Source organism: Phocaeicola vulgatus ATCC 8482 (genome assembly GCF_000012825.1).
GTDB classification, from domain to species: Bacteria; Bacteroidota; Bacteroidia; order Bacteroidales; family Bacteroidaceae; genus Phocaeicola; species Phocaeicola vulgatus.
In genome coordinates this window covers 3,265,430-3,289,924 of record NC_009614.1, presented here as the reverse complement: position 1 = coordinate 3,289,924, position 24,495 = coordinate 3,265,430, and the positions used below count along the sequence as shown (strand labels likewise).

The window sequence follows — 24,495 nt, the reverse complement described above, 5'->3', positions numbered from 1 at the left end:
CAAGAATATGAAAAAGAAATATATTACCAAACTAATGATTGCTGCATGTCTGTCATCAGCATTAAGCTTAAACAGTTGTATCGAAGAGGTATTTCCAGAAAGTAGCACAGCTACCATAGACCAAATAGGAAAATCTGACCAAGCTATCAGCGCAATGGTAAATTCAGTAGTCGCATTTATTAATGCATTTAGAAGTTACGGTCCACAATTTTATCATGATTTTGGATATAGTGGATATAATTTAATCAGAGAAAGTGCATGCGAAGACTTCTTCTGCCACGAACCCAAATTTGACTTTTTTGATACTTATGGAGTATGTAATGATTTGGGTGATGCCGATGTTGTCAATACCATTTGGTATTATAACTACAAGTTTCTGAATAATGTAAATAATGCACTGAGTGCTTTAGAAAAAGCAGATGATGCACCCGAAAACAAGTATTATAAAGGTATATGCCTATCTTATAGAGCCATGATATACATGGACTTAGTCCGAATGTATGAATATAAAAAAAACAGGAGTAGAGAAATTAGATGCAGAAGCAGCCAGTAAAAATTTATATGGCATAACCGTACCTATTATTACCGCTGAAACCACAGAAGAAGAAGGGCGTAATAATCCACGTGCTCCCTTCTATGCCGTATACAAATTCATATTAGATGACCTAGCCTCAGCTGAGGAGCTTTTGAGTGATTATCAACGCCCAACCAAAAACTTGCCCTGTACCCCAGTTGTCCATGGTCTGATGGCACGTATGTGGCTGGAAATGGGATCTCGTTTCGAACTTTACCCTGAAGATCTCAACACCCTAAACAACAATACAGATTTAAACATTGCATCAAAAGAAACTTGTTTCACTAAAGCAGCCGAATACGCACGCAAAGTCATTAACGAAAGCGGAGCAATGCCTCTGACTGAAAAGGAATGGTTTGGTGGAGACAGCTATACTACCGGCTTCAACAGTGTACTAACCAATTCATGGGTATGGGGATCCATCATGACTACCGAGGATGTACATAGCTATTGGCTCAACTTTGCCGGAAGCATGTGTCCTGAACAAACTTTCGGTTACGGTAACCGAAAATGGCAAGGATACAAGCTTATCGGCAAAAAATTGTTCGATCAAATACCAAATGCAGACTGGCGAAAAACAACTTGGATTGCTCCTGAAGATGCACACAAAGCTCCCGGAACTAAATATAGAACTTTGTTGACCGATGATGATTTCGCTGATATGCCTCCATATACAGGTATCAAATTCCGACCTAAAAATGGAGAAATGAACGATTATACAATCGGAGCTGCCGTTGACTATCCGTTAATGCGTATAGAGGAAATGTATTTAATCGAAGCCGAAGCAATAGGAATGAGCCAAGGATTAGCAGCCGGTATTTCTAAATTAGAAGATTTCGTAAACACATTTCGTTATAATACTTCTGTGGGTAGCTATACATGTAAAGTAAATGATCTAAAAGAGTTTCAAAAGAAGGTTGTTGAACAGAAACGTATTGAATTCTGGGGTGAAGGGATCATCTTTTGGGATTACAAACGGTTAGAGTTACAAGTTGTTCGTGGTTATCCGGGTACTAATGCTCCTATCGGATATCGATTTAATTCAATAGAAGGCTACTGTGCGCCCTGGATGAATATCTTTATCAGTCTTTATGAAAATGTATTCAACAAAGGTGCTGTTTTAAATCCTGATCCTTCACAAGCCATCAAAGAATGGGTAGAATAAAATTCATATAAAACTTATTTCATAAAGAATGGGGAGCTGTCATAAAAAAGACAGCCCCTCATTCTTATAGAACACAATTTGATATCACCATACATTAAATTACCTAGAATAAATACAATACCCTTTATTGATTAAAACAGAAAAACAAGCAAGACAAAAATAGCACACATCATAAAAAACAATTCCAACCCTACTATTTTTCTTCCTTTTTAGCCTCATTCCATATAGCATCCATCTCTTCCAAAGTCATATCCTTCAAGTTCTTTCCCTGTTTGATGGTGTGTTCCTCTAAGTAATTGAAACGACGGATAAACTTCTGGTTAGTGAGTTCCAATGCATTATCCGGATTAATCTTGTAAAGGCGGGCCGCGTTTATAAGACTGAACATTACATCACCGAATTCCGCTTCCGCCTTCTCCTTATCCATGTTCTCCACCTCAGCTTCAAACTCGCCGATCTCCTCTTTTACTTTAGTCCAAACCTGCGAACGCTCCTCCCAATCAAATCCCACGTTGCGGGCCTTATCCTGAATGCGGTATGCCTTGATTAGCGAAGGCAAAGCAGAAGGTACTCCACTCAAAACCATTTTGTTACCATCCTTTTCCTTCATCTTCAACTGTTCCCAATTTTCAGTCACCTTCTCGGCAGTCTCGGCTTTCACTTCGCCAAAAACATGAGGATGACGGAAAATCAGCTTCTCACAAAGACAGTCACACACATCCTTGATATCAAAATCTCCTGTTTCACTACCTATCTTTGCATAAAAGGCCACATGCAACAACACATCACCCAACTCTTTACAGATATCCTTCTTGTCATCCTTCATCAAAGCATCACAAAGTTCGTAAGTTTCTTCAATCGTATTAGGACGCAGACTTTCATTCGTCTGTTTCCGATCCCAAGGACACTTCTCTCGCAACTCGTCTAAAATATCGAGGAAGCGGCCAAATGCTTCCATTTGTTCTTTTCTTGTATGCATAATCAGTTTATTAATATCATTTTGTAGTGCAAAAGTACATAATAATCCAACGACTTTTATTAATTTTGCACTCAATTATGCGATAATCAATTAAATAAATAAAATATAAAATGGAATTAGCAAGTAAGTACAATCCCGCTGACGTGGAAGGAAAATGGTATCAGTATTGGCTGGACAACAAACTCTTTAGTTCAAAACCCGACGGACGTGAACCTTACACAGTCGTCATTCCACCACCCAACGTAACCGGAGTACTCCATATGGGACACATGCTAAACAATACCATTCAGGATATATTAGTACGCCGTGCCCGCATGGAAGGCAAGAATGCCTGCTGGGTGCCGGGAACCGACCATGCTTCCATTGCCACAGAAGCCAAAGTGGTGAACAAACTGGCCGGACAAGGTATAAAGAAAACTGACCTTAGCCGTGACGAATTCCTGAAACATGCCTGGGCATGGACTGAAGAACATGGAGGTATTATCCTGAAACAGCTGCGCAAACTAGGTGCATCCTGCGATTGGGACCGTACAGCATTCACCATGGACGAAGAACGTAGCGAAAGTGTCATCAAAGTATTCGTAGACCTTTACAACAAAGGTTTGATCTATCGCGGTGTACGCATGGTAAACTGGGACCCAAAAGCACTGACAGCTCTCAGTGATGAAGAAGTTATTTATAAGGAAGAACACAGCAAACTGTATTATCTCCGTTACAAAGTAGAAGGTGATGCTGAAGGACGCTATGCGGTAGTTGCTACCACTCGTCCCGAAACAATTATGGGAGATACTGCCATGTGTATCAATCCCAATGACCCGAAAAACCAATGGCTGAAAGGCAAAAAGGTAATTGTACCACTGGTAAACCGTATCATTCCGGTTATCGAAGACGACTACGTAGACATTGAATTTGGTACAGGATGTCTGAAAGTAACACCCGCCCATGATGTGAATGACTATATGCTTGGCGAAAAATATAACTTGCCAAGCATTGATATCTTCAATGATAACGGAACATTGAGCGAAGCTGCCGGACTGTATGTAGGTATGGACCGTTTTGATGTACGTAAACAGATTGAACAAGACTTGCAAGCTGCCGGATTGCTGGAAAAGGTAGAAGCTTATACTAATAAGGTAGGTTTCTCGGAACGTACCAATGTAGCCATCGAACCGAAACTGTCCATGCAGTGGTTCTTGAAGATGCAACATTTTGCAGACATGGCATTGCCTCCTGTAATGAATGATGAACTGAAATTCTATCCTGCCAAATACAAGAACACCTACAAAAACTGGCTGGAAAATATCAAAGACTGGTGTATCAGCCGCCAGCTTTGGTGGGGACATCGCATTCCGGCATACTTTCTGCCCGAAGGCGGTTATGTAGTAGCCGAAACAGCGGAAGAAGCTTTGAAGTTGGCACAAGAAAAAACCGGTAATACCAATCTGAAAATGGAAGATTTACGTCAAGACGATGACTGTCTGGACACTTGGTTCTCTTCATGGCTGTGGCCCATTTCTTTATTTAACGGTATCAATAATCCTAATAATGAAGAAATAAACTACTATTATCCTACTAGTGACTTGGTTACAGGACCGGATATCATTTTCTTCTGGGTGGCACGAATGATTATGGCAGGATATGAATATAAAGGTGATATGCCGTTCAAAAACGTTTATTTCACTGGTATCGTACGCGACAAACTGGGACGTAAGATGTCAAAGTCTTTGGGCAATTCACCCGACCCGTTGGAACTAATTGACAAGTATGGTGCCGATGGCGTGCGAATGGGTATGATGCTTGCCGCTCCCGCAGGAAACGATATTTTATTTGATGATGCGTTATGTGAACAAGGACGTAACTTCAATAACAAAATATGGAATGCATTCCGCTTGGTGAAAGGTTGGGAAGTTGCCGATATTGCACAGCCCGAATATGCAAGACTGGCCACTGAATGGTTTGAATCCATGTTGGCAAAAACAGCTGCAGAAGTAGCTGACTTATTCGGCAAATATCGTTTGAGCGAAGCACTGATGGCTGTATACAAATTATTCTGGGACGAATTCTCAAGCTGGTATCTGGAAATGATCAAGCCGGCATACGGACAACCCATTGACAAAGCGACCTATGAAAAAACTTTAGGCTTCTTTGATAACTTGCTGAAGTTGCTGCATCCGTTCATGCCTTTCATTACCGAAGAGTTATGGCAACATATATATGACCGCAAAGAAGGGGAAAGCCTGATGGTCCAGCAATTGAACATTCCGACTGCTTGTAATGAGATTATCGTCAAAGAATTTGAAGTAGTGAAAGAAGTAATCGGTGGTATCCGTACTATTCGTTTACAGAAAAACATTGCACAGAAAGAAACTTTGGAGTTGCAAGTAGTAGGTGTAAATCCAGTAGCTACATTCAATCCTGTTATTACTAAATTGTGTAACCTCTCTTCTATCGAAGCCGTAGAGAATAAAGCTGACGGCTCCGGCTCATTTATGGTAGGTACCACTGAATATGCCATACCATTGGGCAATTTAATCAACACAGAAGAAGAACTGGCAAAACTGGAGGCTGATTTAAAATATCAGGAAGGCTTTTTGCAAAGTGTATTGAAAAAATTAAGCAATGAAAAATTTGTCAGCAAAGCACCAGCCAACGTTATTGATATGGAACGTAAGAAACAGGCTGATGCAGAAAGCAAAATAGCTTCTTTAAAAGAAAGTATTGCTGCTTTGAAAAAATAAAAAAATATACCGCTTTACAGAGATTGCAACATTCTATGTAAAGCGGTCATCACTTCTTTTTTAATAAAGAGATGTGTCAAAAGTAATTCTGCTATTGTCTTGCTGCAAAGCTCGGATAGTTTTGATAATTACTTCAAATTTTGACACATCTCTTTCTTTTTTCTAATTGTCTTTCATTATTCAACGGGTATGATCTTTCCTGTTTTTCTGAGAAATTTTCAATTCTACTATAAAAGCAACTACCAAGCCCAAACCACCAAAAAGCAAGACATTTGCACCATAAATCAATGAAGTTAACTCGCTCATGCGCCAATTACGCTCTGTGAAATAATCGGGAACCGTGGTTGCACAAATAATATAACCAGTCAACAACCCTAGTCCCATACCCAGCAACAAACAGCCAAATTTCAAGGCCGAGAAAGAAATCGGGGAAGATGACATGAAAGGAGTTCCTACAGGAAGAGGCAGGCTAAGCCTGTTCCCCAACATGGAAGGATCTAACTTGTCTCCCAATTTTTCTATCATAGTAAGACGCTCTTTCTTACCAACAAAAAGTTCAAATAATTTGTAGATTCCTAATGTAATGATACCTACAACAATCCAACCGGTAATGTAACCCATAATTTATTCGTATTTAAGTTATTAATTTTGTTCCTTTGTATTCATTAGACGCTGCGTAGCCAAAGAGGTTACACTTTTGAGAAAGAAAAAAATATTTTCTCTTTTTATGTAACCTCTCTCCCAGCCCTGCGTCTAATAGACAAAATGGAAAACGACGAAACACATATTATTCATAGGATATTAAAAGGAGAAACTTCTCTCTACGAATACTTCTTGGATAAATACAGTCAGCAAGTATTTATCTTGATTATACGCATCGTGGAGAATCAGGAGGATGCGGAAGAGTTGACCCAGGATACGTTCTTGAAAGCCTTTGAACATCTTTCGTCGTTTAAAGCAGAGAGTAGTTTCTCTACATGGATATACCGCATTGCATATAACACCGCCATATCGGCAACCAGAAAAAGAAAACAAGAGTTAATTGTTATGGACAGTGCCATGTTAATGAATATATCCGACCAGCAAATAGACGATGCCCTGAATGATGAAAGCGAGGAGCAGGTAGGAAAACTCAATAAGGCCATCAAGAAACTGGATGCAGAAGAACGCGCCTTGATTTCCCTATTTTATAATGAAGAGAAAACTATCGGTGAAATCGCTCTTATCCTGGGACTGACGGAAAGCAATGCAAAAGTAAAATTGCATCGAATAAGAAAAAAATTATATATACTCATAACAGAAGCAGAATGAACGAGAAACAAAAAGATAAAGGATTAATGAAGGCTGTAAAAGAACAGCCCCAATTCCGGCTGACCTCCAATTTTACTTTCCGCACCATGCAGAAAGTAGAGGAAGCTATACTCTTACGTGAAAAGAAACAGGAGAGAAAGATGTTACTAGCTACTATTGCTGCTTCTCTATTCTTAATAATAAGCGGCAGCATCGGTCTGTATATTTATTTTGGAAAGCACATTAAGGAAACTATGTATCATGCATTTCTTGCTGGCAGTCATGTTTTAAAAATACAAATTCCTCTCATTTATCTGCTATTCATCATAACTATACCCTTATTCATGGTTTTTGACCGATGGATGAGAAAACAATATTTTAAACGCCACTCTTGAAAAAACATTTTCTTCACCTATGATATAAAAAAGCATCGGAAACTTTACTATCCCGATGCTCCTATTATTTTATCTATTTTTCAAGCAAGTCTTTTAAAAATGCATCCAATTCTTCATCCAAACCCTTTAAAAGTTCATCATTCAGCAATAAAGTGTCTTCATCATCTATCAATAAAAGTTCGGTTACAGTTTCCCTATCCTCATCAACCAAAACAAAAGAATAAGGCTTCATTATAGCTAACTTATCCAAAACTCCCGTATCTTTCAATGCGTTGATCTCCCCACGAAGTATACGCTCTACTATTGTATAAAAATCATCTTCACTATAATCCACCCACTCTTCAATTATGGTACGTGACAATTCTTCGTCATCATCATTAAAAATAACTAATTCACCACTGTCCTGCTTAGGTTGCAAATGGATATCGGTGACTACCGTTCTCTCTCCATCCGCTATATATTTATCAACCGCTTCCCGAAGCGAAGACGCAATAGAAGCATGTGACTGTGCACTGAGTTTCATACCAAAATCAATTTTATATATTATTTATATCCAAAAGTACAAAAAAAATCTTTCTCTCAACACTTATTCTCTAAAAATTATCATCAAAACGTTTCATTTGTATTCTCAATTGGGATAGCTTACTCCCTCTTTTCTCTAACTCCAATGAATAAAAGGCTATCAATTGTTCATCCCTGCTGCCTGATTTCACCAATTTCTTCGCTTTACCCAACCATTCCTTGGCCTGTTCTACATTATCCTTTATTTCATAATATAGTGCAATATTAAAAGCCGCTTTCATCTTTTGCTGGCCTTTTCTCTTCTCATAGGCTATCTTCCACTGACTATACGCTTCATCCCAATTGTTCTCACGAAGATATACACCGGCATCGCGCATTTCAATATTCCCGCCATCGTAATAAAAACGAGCCACCTCATCCCAATGTGGCAACAGATGTTCTACTGGAATAGAAGCGGCATATTCCGAAGCTTCTTTTACTATCTTCCGGTCAGAAAGAGCTGGTTCTATTTCCCAGGAAATGGTATCTTGCTTGGCAACTACAAACAAAGGTTTATCACGATTGGGAATATATACTCTAACAATCGGAGATATAATTCCATCTACAGCATCTATAGGCATAGGAAAATCCGGATAGAACAGTACGCCGGGCTTAGTCTGAATATGAATACGATCAAAAGACAATATCATATCCACTCCCAAGTCCTCGCTCAGTTTCCGTACTTCCTCTTTAGTCAGAATGACATTAACCCGTGGCACTTTATCCTGTGCCCGGAATACAGAATCACAGATAATGACCTGATCGAAATAATTCACATTGGCAATATTCTCTGCCAAAGCTTCGGATGCCACTTTACCATCGCCTTCCAACTCACTGCTCAGTATTTCATGATTATCTTTAGTTTTCAGTACAGGCATATTGTTTATCACAGCCACTTTTCTCACAGCATCCGGAAAACTGACATCGGCTGCCTGTAACTGGTCAAAAGATATGGTCTGCAAACTGCTGCAGGAAGCAAAAAGTGTCCCGGCAACTAGAATTATTAATGAGGCGGATCTTTTCATATTATCATTTTTTCTTAGGGAACAAAAATACGCTTATTTATGTAAGAAGTAAGTTAAAAGGAATAAAAAAAACGTCCGGGTAGTAAATTCTACCCGAACGTTTCTATAATAATCGTTATTTATCACGCATTTTGCCCGTGACAGTTCTTATATTTCTTACCGCTTCCGCAAGGACAAGGATCGTTACGACCCACTGTCTTTTCCGCACGAACCGGCTCACGCTTTACCTCGCGGGTGTCATGTTCGGCAGCAGCTTGCTGGTGAGGATCACTTAAATCCTGCTTTTCCTCTCTATACTGTTGACGAGGAGCCTGCGGTTCGGGAGCAGCTTCACGAACTTGTTCCGGTTCTTGAACCGGGATTTGTCCACGCATCAATACAGAAATGGTATTGTTATTGATCTTATTTACCATGTTGTCAAACAAATTGACAGATTCCAACTTAAAGATCAGCAGCGGATCTTTCTGCTCATAGCTAGCATTCTGTACAGAATGTTTCAGTTCATCCAGTTCACGCAGGTTTTCTTTCCATGCATCATCAATAGTATGAAGCAGAATCGCCTTCTCAAATGACTTCACAATCTCCTTGCCTTCTGTTTCATAAGCCGCCTTCAAGTTGACAGAGATATTATACAAGCGTTTGCCATCCGTAATAGGAATCATGATGTTTTCGTACATATGCCCTTGCATCTCATATACCTGTTTGATAACGGGATTGGCAATCTGGGCCATACGGTCTGTCTTGCGCTTGAAGTTGTTCATTGCCGCTTCAAAGGTTTTCTCAGCAAGATCTTCTTTTCTCATCTTGTTGTACTCCTCTTCTGTGAATGGTACTTCCATTGCCAATGTCTGCAATATTTCCATCTTCACATTATCAAAGTCGCCCAATTCTACAGCATAAGCGCAACGATCCCAAATCATATTCACGATATCCATACCGATACGCTCACCCATCAAGGCATGACGACGTTTGGTATAAACAGCCACACGCTGTTTGTTCATCACATCATCATATTCCAGCAAGCGTTTACGAATACCAAAGTTATTTTCTTCCACTTTCTTCTGAGCACGTTCAATGGAATTTGAAATCATCTTGTGTTCAATCATCTCACCTTCTTTGAAGCCAAGTTTATCCATTACACTGGCAATACGATCTGAAGAGAACAAACGCATCAAATCATCTTCCAATGATACAAAGAACACAGATGAACCCGGATCCCCTTGACGACCGGCACGACCACGCAACTGACGGTCCACGCGGCGACTTTCATGACGTTCCGTACCGATAATAGCCAAACCGCCCGCAGCTTTCACTTCCGGACTCAGCTTAATGTCGGTACCACGACCTGCCATGTTGGTAGCAATAGTCACGATACTCTTCTGACCTGCCTGTGCCACAATATCCGCCTCTCTTTGATGCAGTTTCGCATTCAACACATTATGCTCAATCTTGCGCATTGCAAGCATTTTGCTCAACATTTCAGAGATTTCCACCGAAGTGGTACCTACCAGAACAGGACGTCCTTCTTTTACCATTTCTTCAATCTCTTCGATGACAGCTTTATACTTCTCACGTTTTGTCTTATAAACGCGATCATTCATATCTTTACGGGCAATAGGACGATTCGTCGGAATAACAACGACATCCAATTTATAAATATCCCAAAGTTCTCCCGCTTCCGTTTCCGCTGTACCGGTCATACCCGACAATTTATGATACATACGGAAATAGTTCTGTAAAGTGATGGTAGCAAAGGTCTGGGTAGCTGCTTCCACCTTCACGCCTTCTTTGGCCTCAATAGCCTGATGCAAACCGTCAGAATAACGACGGCCTTCCATAATACGTCCTGTCTGTTCGTCAACAATCTTAACCTGTCCGTCGATTACAACATATTCGTCATCCTTTTCGAACATGGCATAAGCCTTCAGCAACTGGTTGATAGTGTGTACGCGTTCAGACTTGATAGCGTAATTTGTCATCAGTTCATCTTTCTTGGCCAGTTTTTCTTCTTCTGTCAAATCTGTCTCATTTTCCAAAGCAGACAATTGGGAAGTAATATCAGGCAAAACGAATAAAGTAGGATCTGCCGCATTTCCTGTAATCAGGTCGATACCTTTGTCGGTCAAATCTACGCTGTTTTGCTTTTCATCAATTACGAAATACAATGGATCAGTGGCTTCAGGCATACGCTTGTTATTCTGTTCCATATAAATTTCCTCGGTCTTCAGCATACCTGCCTTAATACCTTGTTCACTTAGGAACTTGATTAACGGCTTATTTTTGGGCAGTGCCTTATGACTACGGAACAATGCCAAAAATCCCTCTTCCTGATCTTTCTTGTCATCCGATGCAATCAAGCGTTTGGCATCGGCCAAATATTGGGTAGCCAACTTTTTCTGAGCTTCAAACAGACGCTCTACCAAAGGACGGAGTTGCTCAAACAACTGATCCTCACCTTTAGGAACAGGACCGGAAATAATCAACGGAGTACGAGCATCGTCAATCAATACAGAGTCCACCTCATCGACAATAGCATAATTATGTTTACGCTGCACCAAGTCTTTTGGACTGACAGCCATATTGTCACGCAAGTAATCGAAACCGAATTCATTATTCGTACCGAAAGTGATATCGGCCATATAAGCTCTGCGGCGTGCATCAGAATTGGGCTGGTGTTTATCAATACAGTCCACACTCAATCCATGGAACTGATACAATGGCCCCATCCATTCCGAGTCACGTTTTGACAAGTAATCATTAACAGTAACTACATGTACGCCATTACCGGTCAGTGCATTCAAAAACACAGGCAAAGTGGCTACCAACGTCTTACCTTCACCAGTAGCCATTTCGGCAATCTTGCCTTTATGTAACACTACACCACCGAATAACTGCACATCGTAATGCACCATGCTCCATACCATGTCATTACCACCAGCAATCCAATGGTTCTGCCAAATCGCCTTATCGTCCTCAATACGCACAAAATCTTTTCCTTGAGCAGCCAATTCACGGTCAAAATCGGTAGCGGTTACAACCAATTCCGGATTTTCAGAGAAACGGCGTGCAGTGTCTTTTACAATGGCAAAAGCCTGCGGAAGTACATCATCCAGTGCTTTTTCATATTTTTCCAGCACTTCTTTTTCCAGTTTGTCTATCTGCGCGAAGATGCCCTCACGATCTTCCAGTTCTGTAGTTTCGATAGTACCTTTCAATTCTTCTATCTTCTTTTGTTCCTCAGCAGCCGAATCAGAAATGTACTTCTTTAATTCTACTGTTTTTGCACGAAGCTCGTCATTGCTCAATTTGGCAATTTCCGGATAAACAGCCTTTATTTTATCAACCCATGGCTTGATTTCTTTCATGTCACGAGTGGCCTTATTTCCAAACAATTTGCCAATAAATTCATTAAATCCCATTGTATTTTTTGTTTTTATTATTTTCTAATTTGATTACTTTTGAAAGTGCAAAGTTACAATAAAATGCTGATTTATTTGCACTTCTCTCCTTAATATTATTTTCTGATGTCTGTCATTGGTGCCAGAACGGCTGCATTAGGAGCACGAATACGCATGTAATGGGCTACGGTGGGTGCTATATTGCCTATTTTTATAGGCGCATGGATTATTTCCGGTTTCATTCCGTTCCCAATGAAAATCAATGGAGCCGACGCATATGAATAGCGTTGCACCTGCGTATCAAGCGAATGTTCACGGAATACAGTCCAGCCTGGTAAGACTTCTATCCATAAGTCTCCGGAACATATCGGGTTATAGTAATTCTTTATTTTATCAATGGTAGGAGTCCACGCTCCCAATTGCAAACGTTGTGAAGAATACACATCTTTCACTCCGCTGAACTGTACCAAGAATTCTGCCGCACGATTTAATATCTCGGATATATTCAGTTGTTTCTGCTCTATCAGCTTATGATTCAAGTATATTTGCTGCTCAAAATGCGCCTCCACCCATTGTCCTTCACCGTAAATAGCTGCCAAATAAAGGTTCAACAGAGCAGAACAACGTTCAATATGGAATTCTCCACCCGGTATTTTATATTGAGGAGAATCAACAGGATCAGCGTCAGCATATCCTGTAGAGGTTATAAAGAATAAAGTATTGTTCAAACCAACCTTCCGGTCTATCAATTCCAATAATTCAGCAATACTGTTGTCCAGACGTACATAGGTATCCTGCATTTCCATCGGGAGTTCTGCAGGAGCCTTATGATCATAATTCCCGGCATAATATGCCAGTGACAAAAAGTCCGGAACAGCATCCTTTCCAATGGAAGTATTACTAAAACAAGCATTAACCAAACGGTTTACCTCATCATTAGCATAAGGGCTTGTTTTCAATTTACGGTATTTATTTTTCCGCTCGTCATCGAAATTATGCTTGAACGTAACTTGTTTGTTCTCGCTAGTCAAATATTTATAGACAGTCACAGGCAAATAAGGCTCCCACGACATATTGCCGATACGGAAATCCAATCCTTCACGGTCATTATAAGTAGTCACCCATGCAGGAAATGTACCATAATATGTACTGCCACTCCATTTTCCTGTTTCATCATTCAACCAGAATGCACCTTTCGAAGCATGACCGGCAGCCAACACCGCCATTTCACGTGTAGGAGCGATAGAATAAACTTCAGCTATTCCTTGTGTGGCTATTACCAACTCATCTGTCAAAGTCGACACCTTCATTTTCTGCGGAGAAGTGGACTCTGAAGTGTAAATACCCATAAAATCAGCATCGTCCACACAATTAAGAACTCGCAGAGTACTGCGGTCCATCCAGTTATCCCCCACGATTCCGTTGGTATAAGGTGTAGTGCCAGAATAAATGGCCGCTACAGCTGATGACTTATCCACATTAATAAAGTCATATTCGGCATTCCGATAAATCCGTCCTTCTCTCCACAACCGCTTGAAACCACGTTCACCGTATAAAGCCGAAAAAGCCTCTATATAATCAGTCCGCAACTGGTCAATAGTCAATCCGACCACCAACCTGGGAACCGCAGGAATGTTCTGTGCCTGCAACCCTGTTAATGCGATAACAGTCAAAAGAGAAGTTAAGATGCGTCCTTTCATTTATTGTTTTGTCTGTAATATAATAAAACGTGGTTTGCAGAACATATCAACAAACACAGTGCCAAAGGTAATACCGTTACATTGAATTTTTGCTGTACAAACGGCATTATCATTATAAAAAGTGTTAAATACGCTACATTTATTGTATGATAGAGGTCTTTTTTACCTTTTATAGCTCGACAAACCATGACCGGAAGGTAAAGTAAAGGGATAGGATTCAATAAAAGGATAAGCCAATTGGACCCTACCGTAGGATGAGTAGAAAAAAGGACCAGGAAAGTAATGACACACCCCGCTAACCCTTGTACACCAAAAAGAAGCAAATCCCAAATCCAGATTATTTTCCTGGTTTTAAACTGCAACCATCCTACAAAACAAGTAATTCCTATTAAAATAAAGACACACGCCAGGGGTGACAATGGAAAACCGTCACCAACATTCTCCGGTTCTGCATCCACCACCTTTTTTTCATGCAGAATCAAAGGACGCACGCTGTCACCTACTACTATAGTCGCTTTTTTTGCCGCTTCCAGCAAATAAAAAGGGGCGAACATCTGCTTACGCGCATCAATAGGCTTATCAGCTTCACTGCCCAAACACATATCAATGCCCAACTCATCCCATTTGTGTCCTTTAGTATATTGATGGACAATATCCCGAAAAGAGAGCCCCTCCTTTCCTTCAGAATAAACAACCTTCCCTTCAATACACCTTTCTATTACATCACGCGCACGGGTAGTGCAATTATCATAGAAAAAGTTATAACGGTAAACCCTATTCTCCGGCAGATAATTCTCTTCCAGCAATCTTCTGAGTTCCTGTTTTTCCGAAATAGTCAAATTCAATGTCTGCTGATAGACCGAGGAACCACGCATAGCATAACTGCCTTCAAAATAAGGATAACGGGTTACGCCCAATTCATAATCAGTTTCTCCTTTGACAAAACGATAGATAAAATGGGGAGTATTAAAGCTGAACATACCATAATTAAACACCCAGTCCTCTCCACGTGCCTTATCCTCATAGCGCAATGCCGTATGCCCGAACAAAGCATATATTTCCGTACCGGGAGCACAAGTCATCAGACTTACCTTTATGTTATCTTCCTGACCTCTAACCGATTGGCCCAAGAAAAAGAATAACAATATCAATGCTATAATTAATTTATTCATAAATTCCATTCTCTGTTTACCGATGCAAAAGTACACCTAAATATTAATTAATTCCTCACAAATACCATTTTTTATTGCTATTCCTATTTATTTTTTGCGTTACTTTGCAGCCGAAAAAGCAAAGTTGTGAATTTAATAATCGACATAGGAAACTCAGTAGCCAAATTGGCTATATTCGACAAAGGCGAGTTAGTTGAAGTATTTCGTGGCTCCAATCATTCTTTAGATTGCCTCCCGATGCTTTGCTCCCGATACCCGTTGAAACGAGGTATCATAGCTTCTGTCATAACACTAAGCAATACGATCCGGCACCAACTGGAAAGATTGCCTTTTAACATCATCGAATTAAGTCATGAAACCCCTGTTCCCGTCACTAATTTATATAAAACGCCTCAAACACTGGGCATGGACCGTTTAGCAGCTGTGGTCGCAGCAAACTGGCTGAAGCCTGGACACGATGTGCTGGTTATTGACGCAGGAACCTGTGTCACATACGATTTTATTGACGCTGACGGAGCCTATCATGGAGGCAATATTTCTCCAGGAATGCGTATGCGTTTCAAGGCATTGAACATATTCACCGACAAACTTCCCAAAGTAAGCGCTAAAGGAGAAGTTCCGATGTATGGACAATCTACAGAAACGGCTATCCGGGCAGGAGTCATTCGCGGAATGGAATTTGAAATGAGCGGCTATATCACCCATCTTCAAAAGAATTATCCGGAGCTTTTGGTTTTTTTAACGGGCGGAGATGAATTTTCTTTTGATACAAAATTAAAAAGTATCATCTTTGCAGATAGATTTTTAGTATTGAAAGGTTTAAACAGAATATTAAGCTATAATGATAAATTATAAAAGACTGATTAGTGCGTCAATATTACTCACAGTCACAGGGCTGGCCGTAGCCCAAACAAGCACAAATTCTCCCTATACACGCTACGGCTTTGGTCAGTTAGCTGATCAAAATTTTGGTAACAGTAAAGCAATGGGAGGAATAGCATACGGTTTGCGAAACGGCTACCAAATCAACGCGTCTAATCCGGCATCTTATACAGCTATCGATTCATTGACATTCTTGTTCGATGCAGGAATGACTCTTCAAAATGCGAACTTCAAGGATGGTAATGTAAAAACCAATGCTAAAAACTCAAGTTTTGACTATTTGGCCATGCAATTCCGTCTATGGCAAAAAATGGGAATGACAGTTGGTTTTCTTCCATTTTCCACAGTAGGTTACAACATTTCCAAAACACATGATTTTGAGGATGTAGACAATAACGGAAAGTGGGCCGAATCTTATAATGGCGACGGAGGCTTTCATCAGGTTTTTGTAGGATTAGGTTATAAAGTATTTAATAATTTGTCTGTTGGTGCAAATTTTTCATATCTTTATGGAGACATTACCCATCAATCCATGACAGCTATTGGAGCGACAGATACACGTAGTATCAAATTAGACAAATTTTCCATCAGTGATTATAAATTGGATTTTGGTTTACAGTATACTTATAAGTTAAACAAGAAAAACACAATAAATGTAGGTGCCGTTTATACACTGGGACATACCTTGCACGGAGATGCATATAAATATCATCAGACAGGTACGGAAAGTAATGGTTCCATTTATGTACAGTCACAAACCGGCGATACTATTCCCAACCCGTTTAAAATGCCACATACATTTGGTGCAGGTCTTACTTATGTATATGACAACCGCCTGACGATTGGGGTTGACTATACTTTACAAAAATGGAATACAGCCGATCTGACTTGGAGCAAGTTCAACAAAGAAAGTGTGGAAATGAATAACCGCACAAAAATAGCTTTTGGTGCGGAATTCGTACCAAGTTATATCAGCCACAACTATCTGAAGCGTATCCGTTACCGTATGGGAGCTTATTATTCAACTCCTTATAATAAGGTAAGCTATACTGATCCGGACACAGGAGCAACCAGTTTTCAAGACGGTGCACGCGAATATGGCGTCAGTGTAGGTTTCGGACTTCCCATGTTCCAAAGTAAATCTATGCTGAACATTTCCGGACAATACATTAAAGTCAGTCCTAAATTTAAAGGATTAATGGAAGAGAACTATTTGAGAATCAATATCGGGCTCACTTTCAATGAACGTTGGTTCATGAAATGGAAAGTGGATTAATAAATGGAGAGAAGCAAATAAATAACAACAACTAAATTTATATACGATGAAAATGAAGATGGTAACAGCGCTGTTCGTTCTTTCCTTAGGTACAACAGCTTCTTTCGCTCAGACCGGAGCGTCAGACGGATCAAGATTCGGACATGGTGAAGACAGTATCCGATGCTTGAAAAATATCAGTATTTACACTGAGTATGTCAAAACTAACAATTTCAAGGACGCCTATACTCCTTGGATGAGCGTATTTACAGAAGCCCCCAAAGCTCAAGTAAGTACTTATACTAATGGTGCAAAAATTCTTCGTGCTTTAATAGCCGGTGAAAAAGATGCAGCTAAGCAAAAACAATACTTCAATGAACTGATGAAAGTTCACGACCAGCGTATCCAATATCTGGACGATTTGAACAAGTTGGTTAAAAGAGATGCTACAAAGGGTTCAATTATCGGAATGAAGGCACATGACTACTTCACAATGGGTGGACAGGACATGAATGAAGCATACAACATGTTCAAAGAAGCCATTGAACTTGAAAAAGAAAATTCCGACTATTTTGTATTACAAGAATTCATGGATGCTGCTGCCCGTAAAATGAAGAGTGATGAAGCATACAAAGAACAATTCATTCAGGATTACTTGTTTGCATCAGGAGTTGCTGATGGAGCTTTAAAAGCTGCTACAAAGGAAAATGACAAAAAATTATTGAAAGTGGCAAAAGACAATATCGATGCATTTTTCATTAACAGTGGTGTAGCGACTTGCGACAACCTACAAGCTATCTATGCTCCGAAAGTTGAACAAAACAAAACTAATTTGGATTATCTGAAGCAAGTTATTTCTGTAATGCAGATGCTAAACTGTACAGAACAGGAAGCTTACTTTGCTGCATCTGAAGCCGCACATGCCATCGAACCGACTGCCGAAACTGCTGTAGGTTGCGGATACATGTATTACAAGAAAGGTGATATGGACAAATGTATCGACTATTTTGATCAGGCTATCAACTTAGAACAAGACCCATTAAAGAAAGCCGACTATGCATACAAAACCGCTGCTATTTTATTCAGCAAAAAACAGTTGAGCAAGGCAAAACAATATGCGCTGAAGTCAATCTCATTGGATGGAAACAATGGTAAGCCTTACATTTTAATTGCTAATATGTATGCATCAAGCCCTAACTGGAGTGATGAAGCCGCATTGAACAAGTGTACTTATTTTGCTGTTATCGACAAATTACAGAAAGCAAAAAGTGTAGATCCTAGTGTTGCTGAAGAAGCAAATAAACTAATTGGTACTTATGCAGCCCATACTCCTAAAGACGCAGACTTGTTCTTCCTCAGCTTGAAGAAAGGTGACTCTGTTACAATCGGTGGATGGATTGGTGAAACAACAACTATCAGATAATTATGTCGTCTGAAAAAAAACAAGAATCACACTTTATATTTCTAAACATAACAGTTGCCATTTGGGCAACTGTTATGTTTGTTTTATTCCCAGCATGCTCAGGAGGCGAAAAAAATCTGGCGGAAGCCATTACAGAAAGAGATTCATTGCCTAGCATGAAAACATTGGGGGTTACTACCCTTATATCCGATTCCGGTATTACCCGCTACAAAATTATCACAGAAGAATGGGAAATTTATGATAAAAAGAACCCTCCTTATTGGGCTTTTGAAAAAGGAGTTTATCTGGAAAAGTTTGATTCCCTATTCCATATTGATGCCAGCATAAAAGCCGATACAGCCTATTACTACGAGAAAAAGAAACTTTGGGAATTGAGAAGCAATGTGCATATCCGCAGCCAAAGAGGCGACAAATTTGACACAGACCTGCTCTTTTGGGATGAAAAACAGGAAAGGGTCTATTCTGACAAATTTATCCGCATTGAACAAGAAGACAAAATCATTACCGGTTATGGATTTGAATCCAACCAGCAAATGACAGAATATCAAATTTATAATAACACAGGTATTTTCACTGTAGAAGATACAGCACCAGCAGACAGTACAAAAGCTGTTGCAAATAGCACCAGAACTGATTCGATACGCTAATTCACTCACTATTATGGGTATTATTATACAAATTCTTATCACAATGGCTTTTTCCGCTTTTTTCTCCGGCATGGAAATAGCCTTTGTTTCATCCAATAAATTACGTTTTGAAATGGATCGTAACAGCCAAAGCATAAATTCACGTATACTTTCCATCTTCTTTCATAATCCGAACAATTTTATCTCTACCATGTTGGTAGGGAACAACATCGCTTTGGTCATTTACGGTATATTGATGGCACAAGTCATTGAACAAAACTTGCTGGCAGGATTGATAGACAACCACTTTTTATTAGTACTGATCCAAACAATTATTTCCACATTAATCATCTTGGTCACAGGAGAGTTCCTTCCTAAAACCTTATTTAAGATTAATCCCAATTTCACTCTGAATATTTTTGCAGTTCCCACTTACATTTGCTATGTCTTGCTCTATCCCATCAGCAAGTTTGCTTCGGGAATATCCAATATATTACTTTACATAATAGGCATTAAAACAAATAAAGAAGCCAATGAAAAAGCTTTTACCAAAGTCGATCTAGATTACTTTATTCAAAGCAGTATACAAGATGTTCAAAATGAACAAGACATAGACACCGAAGTCAAGATATTCCAAAATGCACTAGATTTTTCGAATATCAGAATTAGGGATTGTATGGTACCCAGAACCGAAATTGTTGCCATAGAATATGGAACTCCCATAGAAGAACTAAAAGCCCGCTTCATTGAAAGCGGAATCAGTAAAATCATTGTCTATAAAGAAAACATTGACAATATTATAGGTTATATCCATTCTTCTGAAATGTTTCGTGAACAGACCGACTGGACTAAGAGTGTACGCCAACTACCTATTGCTCCCGAAACGATGGGAGCGCATAAGCTGATGAAACTATTCATGCAGCAAAAGAAATCCTTAGCTGTAGTAGTCGATGAATTCGGAGGTACATCCGGCATCGTGGCGCTAGAAGATTTAGTGGAAGAAATTTTCGGTGAAATAGAAGACGAGCATGACACGACTTCTTACATAGCCAAATCTGTCGGTGACAATGAATACATCCTTTCCGGACGTCTGGAAATCGAAAAAGTCAATGAATTGTTCTCACTTGACCTACCGGAAAATGATGATTACCAAACTATCGGTGGACTCATCCTGCACCAATACCAAAGCTTCCCCAAAATACATGAAGAGATCACTTTCGATAAATTCCATTTCAAAATAATTAAAGTAACAGCAACCAAAATTGAATTAGTAAAGTTGAAAGTAACCGAATAATAGATTTTTTTCACAATAAAATAGCTTGTAAGCTGCATTTTTTGTATCTTCGTGCGCTAAATCTATGAAGTATAAAAAAACAATAAACAAAAATAGTAAAATTAAATGGCAACATTACAAACAATCAGAAGTAAAGGCCCTCTGTTGGTCGTTGTAATCGGACTTGCCCTCTTCGCATTCATTGCCGGAGACGCATGGAAGGTTCTCCAACCACATCAGGGTAAACAAGACGTAGGTGAAGTGAATGGAAAAACACTTACAGCACAAGAGTATCAAAAAATGGTAGACGAATACACAGAAGTCATTAAATTGACACAAGGTGTTTCTGCATTAAATGACGACCAACTGACTCAAGTGAAAGACCAAGTATGGCAATCTTACGTAAATAACCAATTAATCGCAGCAGAAGCTGCAAAATTGGGACTGACTGTCAGCAAAGCTGAAGTTCAAGCAATCATTGAGGAGGGTACTAACCCCTTATTAATGCAAACTCCGTTCCGCAATCCGCAAACCGGTGCTTTCGACAAAGATATGCTGAAAAAATTCCTGGTAGATTACGCTCACCTGGATGCAAGCAAAATGCCTGCACAATATGTAGAATACTATCAAAAAATGGGAGCTTTTTGGAATTTTATTGAAAAGACTTTGATCCAATCTACTTTAGCTGAAAAATATCAGAACCTGATTGCAAAATCATTGATTTCAAATCCGGTTGCAGCTGAAGATGCGTTTACATCACGCACTGAACAATCAGACGTTTTACTGGCTGCAATTCCTTATTCTTCTATCAGCGATTCAACTATCACGGTTTCAAACAGCGAAATCAAAGATCTGTATAACAAGAAAAAAAGTTCTTTCGAACAGCCGGTTGAAACTCGTAACATCAAATACATTGATGTATTGGTAACTCCATCTGAAGAAGATCGCAAAGAAGTATTAAATGAAGTAACCGAATATGCCAACCAGCTAGGTACCGCTGCCGACATGAACACATTCATCCGTTCCACCGGCTCTGTTGTTCCTTTTTCTGAAATTGCAATCAACAAGACTGTATATCCTAATGATGTAGTTGCTCGTTTGGACTCTGTAACTATCAACGAAGTATATGGTCCTTACTATAATCAGGCAGATGATTCATATAATGCTTTTAAAATTATTGCCAAGCAGACTGCTCCCGATTCAATCCAATATCGTCAAATTCAGGTATATGCTGAAGATGCTGCTAAAACCGCAACTTTAGCCGATAGTATTTTCAATGCACTGAAAGATGGAGCTGACTTTGCTGATATCGCAAAAAAATATGGTCAGACAGGTGAAGCAACCTGGTTGACTGCACGCAACTATGAAGGTGCTGCATTAGATGCTGACAATGCTAAATACATCAACACATTGATTAACTCTAATGTTAAAGAATTAAGCAATCTTCAGATCGGACAAGCTAACGTTATTCTTCAAGTGTTGGATAAAAAAGCCATGAAAGATAAATATAAAGTTGCAGTGATTAAACGTCCGGTTGAATTCAGCAAAGAAACATACAACAAGGCATATAATGATTTCAGCCAATTCGTAGCGCAGAACACTACAATGGATAAGATTGTTGCCAATGCAGAAGAAAGCGGATACCGCTTGTTAGAACGTGCTGATTTCCGTAGCGCAGAACACCGTGTGGGTGGTGTAAAAGGAACCCGTGAAGCGTTGAAATGGATTTTTGCAGCCAAAGAAGGTGAAGTGTCTCCATTGTATGAATGTGGTGAGAACGATCATCTGATGGTAGTTGCTCTTGAAAAGATTAATCCTGCCGGATATCGTAATATCAACTTGGTTGCCGACATGCTGAAAGCAGAAATCATCAAAGATAAAAAAGCTGAAAAACTGATAGCTGAAATGAAAGGTGCAAACAGCATTGACCAAGTGAAAAATATGGCAAATGCAGTTAGCGATTCTGTAAAACATATCACTTTCTCTGCTCCGGCATATGTTTCAGTAACTCGCGCCAGCGAACCAGCTTTAGGTGCTTATGCAAGCAAAGCTGAAGTAAACAAGTTAACTGGTCCTATCAAGGGTAATGCAGGTGTTTACATGATTCAGGTTTATAACAAAGAAAAAAGTGCAGAAGAATTTGATGCTAAAAACGAAGAAAACAACTTGTCTAATATGGCAGGACGTTATGCTAGCAGTTTCATCAATGACCTCTACAAAAAAGCTGAAGTGAAAGATGACCGTTATCTGTACTTCTAATCTGTAGTATATAATCCTATAAATATAAAAACAGGCTGTATCAAATGATTGGTACAGCCTGTTTTTATATTCTTCCTGTCGTTGGTGACAGGACGTTTTTTTAAAAGATCAAGAGCTTTTAAAAAAAGATAACCGCCTTTTTAAAAAAGAACAAGAGCTTTTTTAAAAACGTCTTGATCTTTTTTACCCCTGCCGAAAATTCCATCGTAAGCCTCATTTCGTAGAAACCCTTCTCATGCATACTTCTTACGATAGAAAAGCCTGAAAATGTCCTACTTTGCATCAAACACAAACAGCCTGTAAAAAATATACATAACTGACAACAAGCATGTTATGTAAAAAGAAACTTCAAAACATAGTGAGGGCATGAGAGTATAAGTGAAAGCAAGTATTTTTACCGTCAACACATAAGTAATTTATAATTAGCCTGTTATACACACAATGAGGGCATGAGGGCATACATGCTCGAAGTTCCTGTATCGAAAAACTGACAGGTCAGAGATACTTCCGAAAGTTGACCGAAGAACAAAATGATCCTTCAAGAACGGTAATCCTCCTTAATGTTACAGGTGGACTCCCAAAACTGTCAAAACATCGAAATCTCAAGTCCAAAGTAGCAATATATATAAGCTACCAACTAAAAATAATGGGAATGGTGAATTGATTCACATAAAACTCCCGATACCATTTCTTTGAATTGAAATAATACCCCGTACTCCATTTTTCATTCACTAATTGAAGTACCCGCAATGCTTCGGCATCCATTAATGGATCAAGTCCTCTCACCAGCCGAAAATCTTTCATTGAACCATCTATATCCACATTGAAACTATAAATCACCCGTCCCTGCTTTCCCGTAGCCTTCATTTCGGGAGTTATTTTCAGATGAGAATTTATAAATTGCGTCAAAGCAACAGTACCACCGGGATAAGAAGAGTATCTATAAGGCTCCCAAGTGGTCTTTTCCAAATCTTCCTGTGCACATTCCCTATACAATAAATAATGTTCCAGATCCTCTTTCCAAAAACGCATAGTCAAAAAATAATCATATGGCACAGGTTTGCTGTTTTTCATGGCAGGAATCAGCCGGGGAAAATTAGAAAGAATACGTATAGCCTCTTTATCAAAAGCCGGATGAGTGCCTTTTATCACACGGATATTCATAATCTCCCCGTTTTCATTCACCGTAAAACGGCAAATAGCAACGGCTTTATCCACTTTATCATCAGGCCAACCCATATTTCCCATAACAAGACTACGAATATCATCTGGAAAGACAGGCATGGAATCGACAAATTGTCCCCTGCAAGATTCCAGAACTTGCTGCTGCCTCCAAATGCGGTCACTGTAAATATCAGGATTAAAAGGAATATGAAAGACTACAGTACTATCTATATCTCTACCCGCTTTCTTTGCAGGCTGCCATTCACGCATCCCCTCAATCACATCTTCGGCCGCCTTGGCAAACAAAGGATGAGTGGCTTCAATATATTTACTACGGACAATACCCAAACTATCAATGCGGAGTGTACACACTGCTTCACCTGCAATATCCGCCTTCAATAAAGAATCCGGATATACAAGCTGCCACACAGCATAATCCGTAATACCTTTTACTGTGGGATAATATGGTGGAAGATTCATATTCTTTTGTGCATAAAAAGATAGAAAGGGAAATATGCACCCTATTAATAAAAGTGATAATCTATTATTCATGTCTAAGTCAAGTTTTCACAAATTTAGCGACTACACATGATATAAACAATACCACTAACATTAA

17 protein-coding genes and 1 pseudogene are annotated in these 24,495 nt (G+C 39.4%); 10 read left to right on the top strand and 8 right to left on the bottom strand.

Translation table 11 applies throughout. The annotated features are described in order from the left end of the window. The first annotated feature begins 7 nt into the window (after positions 1-7). Positions 8-1,739, top strand: a pseudogene (locus tag BVU_RS12970) (RagB/SusD family nutrient uptake outer membrane protein). 193 nt (positions 1,740-1,932) lie between these two features. Here BVU_RS12970 and mazG read toward each other — a convergent pair. Next, positions 1,933-2,718: a nucleoside triphosphate pyrophosphohydrolase gene (gene mazG / locus BVU_RS12965; RefSeq protein WP_005847278.1), complete on the bottom strand. Its 786-nt coding sequence runs from the start codon at positions 2,716-2,718 to the stop codon at positions 1,933-1,935. A gap of 110 nt (positions 2,719-2,828) precedes the next feature. Here mazG and BVU_RS12960 point away from each other — a divergent pair, with 110 nt between their 5' ends. Next, positions 2,829-5,456 (top strand): valine--tRNA ligase, encoded by a 2,628-nt coding sequence (locus BVU_RS12960; protein WP_005848198.1) that lies wholly within the window; start codon positions 2,829-2,831, stop codon positions 5,454-5,456. Between the two features lie 180 nt (positions 5,457-5,636). On the opposite strand, the gene BVU_RS12955 is transcribed toward BVU_RS12960, so the two are convergent. Continuing rightward, on the bottom strand, positions 5,637-6,077 hold the full coding sequence (locus tag BVU_RS12955; protein WP_005847274.1) for a DUF6249 domain-containing protein: 441 nt from the start codon (positions 6,075-6,077) through the stop codon (positions 5,637-5,639). A gap of 144 nt (positions 6,078-6,221) precedes the next feature. Between BVU_RS12955 and BVU_RS12950 the strand changes: the two genes are divergently transcribed. Then, entirely contained in the window at positions 6,222-6,767 is a 546-nt protein-coding gene (locus tag BVU_RS12950; protein WP_011965650.1) for an RNA polymerase sigma factor, read from the top strand. Then, positions 6,764-7,141: a hypothetical protein gene (locus BVU_RS12945; RefSeq protein ID WP_005848201.1), complete on the top strand. Its 378-nt coding sequence runs from the start codon at positions 6,764-6,766 to the stop codon at positions 7,139-7,141. Before BVU_RS12950 ends, BVU_RS12945 begins: the two co-directional genes overlap by 4 nt. A gap of 73 nt (positions 7,142-7,214) precedes the next feature. Here BVU_RS12945 and BVU_RS12940 read toward each other — a convergent pair whose 3' ends face one another. The 5 genes from BVU_RS12940 to BVU_RS12920 all read right to left on the bottom strand — a co-directional run bounded on the left by BVU_RS12940 (position 7,215) and on the right by BVU_RS12920 (position 14,997). Next, entirely contained in the window at positions 7,215-7,664 is a 450-nt protein-coding gene (locus tag BVU_RS12940) for a hypothetical protein (RefSeq protein WP_005847268.1), read from the bottom strand. 70 nt (positions 7,665-7,734) lie between these two features. Next, on the bottom strand, positions 7,735-8,727 hold the full coding sequence (locus BVU_RS12935; RefSeq protein ID WP_011965648.1) for a DUF6340 family protein: 993 nt from the start codon (positions 8,725-8,727) through the stop codon (positions 7,735-7,737). 122 nt (positions 8,728-8,849) lie between these two features. Further along, positions 8,850-12,146, bottom strand: coding sequence for a preprotein translocase subunit SecA (gene secA, locus BVU_RS12930; protein ID WP_005848202.1), 3,297 nt, complete (start codon positions 12,144-12,146; stop codon positions 8,850-8,852). A gap of 95 nt (positions 12,147-12,241) precedes the next feature. Beyond that, the gene (locus BVU_RS12925) at positions 12,242-13,825 is read right to left on the bottom strand and encodes an alkaline phosphatase family protein (protein ID WP_011965647.1); all 1,584 of its coding nucleotides are present in this window, start codon (positions 13,823-13,825) and stop codon (positions 12,242-12,244) included. After that, on the bottom strand, positions 13,822-14,997 hold the full coding sequence (locus BVU_RS12920) for an Lnb N-terminal periplasmic domain-containing protein (RefSeq protein ID WP_005848203.1): 1,176 nt from the start codon (positions 14,995-14,997) through the stop codon (positions 13,822-13,824). Before BVU_RS12920 ends, BVU_RS12925 begins: the two co-directional genes overlap by 4 nt. 126 nt (positions 14,998-15,123) lie before the next feature. Between BVU_RS12920 and BVU_RS12915 the strand changes: the two genes are divergently transcribed. The 6 genes from BVU_RS12915 (at position 15,124) to BVU_RS12890 (ending at position 22,715) form a co-directional block, all read left to right on the top strand. Then, positions 15,124-15,852 carry a type III pantothenate kinase gene (locus tag BVU_RS12915; protein WP_005847258.1) on the top strand — a complete coding sequence of 243 codons (729 nt, stop codon included), beginning with the start codon at positions 15,124-15,126 and terminating at the stop codon, positions 15,850-15,852. Then, on the top strand, positions 15,839-17,155 hold the full coding sequence (locus BVU_RS12910) for a membrane protein (RefSeq protein WP_008669946.1): 1,317 nt from the start codon (positions 15,839-15,841) through the stop codon (positions 17,153-17,155). Before BVU_RS12915 ends, BVU_RS12910 begins: the two co-directional genes overlap by 14 nt. Before the next feature lie 46 nt (positions 17,156-17,201). Continuing rightward, positions 17,202-18,557, top strand: coding sequence for a tetratricopeptide repeat protein (locus BVU_RS12905; RefSeq protein WP_005848206.1), 1,356 nt, complete (start codon positions 17,202-17,204; stop codon positions 18,555-18,557). A 2-nt stretch (positions 18,558-18,559) separates the two neighbouring features. Then, a complete protein-coding gene (gene lptC / locus BVU_RS12900; RefSeq protein ID WP_005848207.1) occupies positions 18,560-19,204 on the top strand; it encodes an LPS export ABC transporter periplasmic protein LptC in 645 nt (214 codons plus the stop codon). A gap of 13 nt (positions 19,205-19,217) precedes the next feature. Continuing rightward, a complete protein-coding gene (locus tag BVU_RS12895) occupies positions 19,218-20,477 on the top strand; it encodes a hemolysin family protein (protein ID WP_011965646.1) in 1,260 nt (419 codons plus the stop codon). Between the two features lie 105 nt (positions 20,478-20,582). After that, positions 20,583-22,715: a peptidylprolyl isomerase gene (locus BVU_RS12890; RefSeq protein WP_005847247.1), complete on the top strand. Its 2,133-nt coding sequence runs from the start codon at positions 20,583-20,585 to the stop codon at positions 22,713-22,715. Positions 22,716-23,345: 630 nt separating this feature from the next. Here BVU_RS12890 and BVU_RS12885 read toward each other — a convergent pair. Beyond that, the gene (locus BVU_RS12885) at positions 23,346-24,431 is read right to left on the bottom strand and encodes an energy transducer TonB (protein WP_008669942.1); all 1,086 of its coding nucleotides are present in this window, start codon (positions 24,429-24,431) and stop codon (positions 23,346-23,348) included. Positions 24,432-24,495 lie beyond the last annotated feature (64 nt).

Bases quoted from the DNA above. Each gene is read 5' to 3' on its own strand.
- mazG (WP_005847278.1), bottom strand. From the start codon at position 2,718: ATGCATACAAGAAAAGAACAAATGGAAGCATTTGGCCGCTTCCTCGAT.
- BVU_RS12960 (WP_005848198.1), top strand. From the start codon at position 2,829: ATGGAATTAGCAAGTAAGTACAATCCCGCTGACGTGGAAGGAAAATGG.
- BVU_RS12955 (WP_005847274.1), bottom strand. From the start codon at position 6,077: ATGGGTTACATTACCGGTTGGATTGTTGTAGGTATCATTACATTAGGA.
- BVU_RS12950 (WP_011965650.1), top strand. From the start codon at position 6,222: ATGGAAAACGACGAAACACATATTATTCATAGGATATTAAAAGGAGAA.
- BVU_RS12945 (WP_005848201.1), top strand. From the start codon at position 6,764: ATGAACGAGAAACAAAAAGATAAAGGATTAATGAAGGCTGTAAAAGAA.
- BVU_RS12940 (WP_005847268.1), bottom strand. From the start codon at position 7,664: ATGAAACTCAGTGCACAGTCACATGCTTCTATTGCGTCTTCGCTTCGG.
- BVU_RS12935 (WP_011965648.1), bottom strand. From the start codon at position 8,727: ATGAAAAGATCCGCCTCATTAATAATTCTAGTTGCCGGGACACTTTTT.
- secA (WP_005848202.1), bottom strand. From the start codon at position 12,146: ATGGGATTTAATGAATTTATTGGCAAATTGTTTGGAAATAAGGCCACT.
- BVU_RS12925 (WP_011965647.1), bottom strand. From the start codon at position 13,825: ATGAAAGGACGCATCTTAACTTCTCTTTTGACTGTTATCGCATTAACA.
- BVU_RS12920 (WP_005848203.1), bottom strand. From the start codon at position 14,997: ATGAATAAATTAATTATAGCATTGATATTGTTATTCTTTTTCTTGGGC.
- BVU_RS12910 (WP_008669946.1), top strand. From the start codon at position 15,839: ATGATAAATTATAAAAGACTGATTAGTGCGTCAATATTACTCACAGTC.
- BVU_RS12905 (WP_005848206.1), top strand. From the start codon at position 17,202: ATGAAAATGAAGATGGTAACAGCGCTGTTCGTTCTTTCCTTAGGTACA.
- lptC (WP_005848207.1), top strand. From the start codon at position 18,560: ATGTCGTCTGAAAAAAAACAAGAATCACACTTTATATTTCTAAACATA.
- BVU_RS12895 (WP_011965646.1), top strand. From the start codon at position 19,218: ATGGGTATTATTATACAAATTCTTATCACAATGGCTTTTTCCGCTTTT.
- BVU_RS12890 (WP_005847247.1), top strand. From the start codon at position 20,583: ATGGCAACATTACAAACAATCAGAAGTAAAGGCCCTCTGTTGGTCGTT.
- BVU_RS12885 (WP_008669942.1), bottom strand. From the start codon at position 24,431: ATGAATAATAGATTATCACTTTTATTAATAGGGTGCATATTTCCCTTT.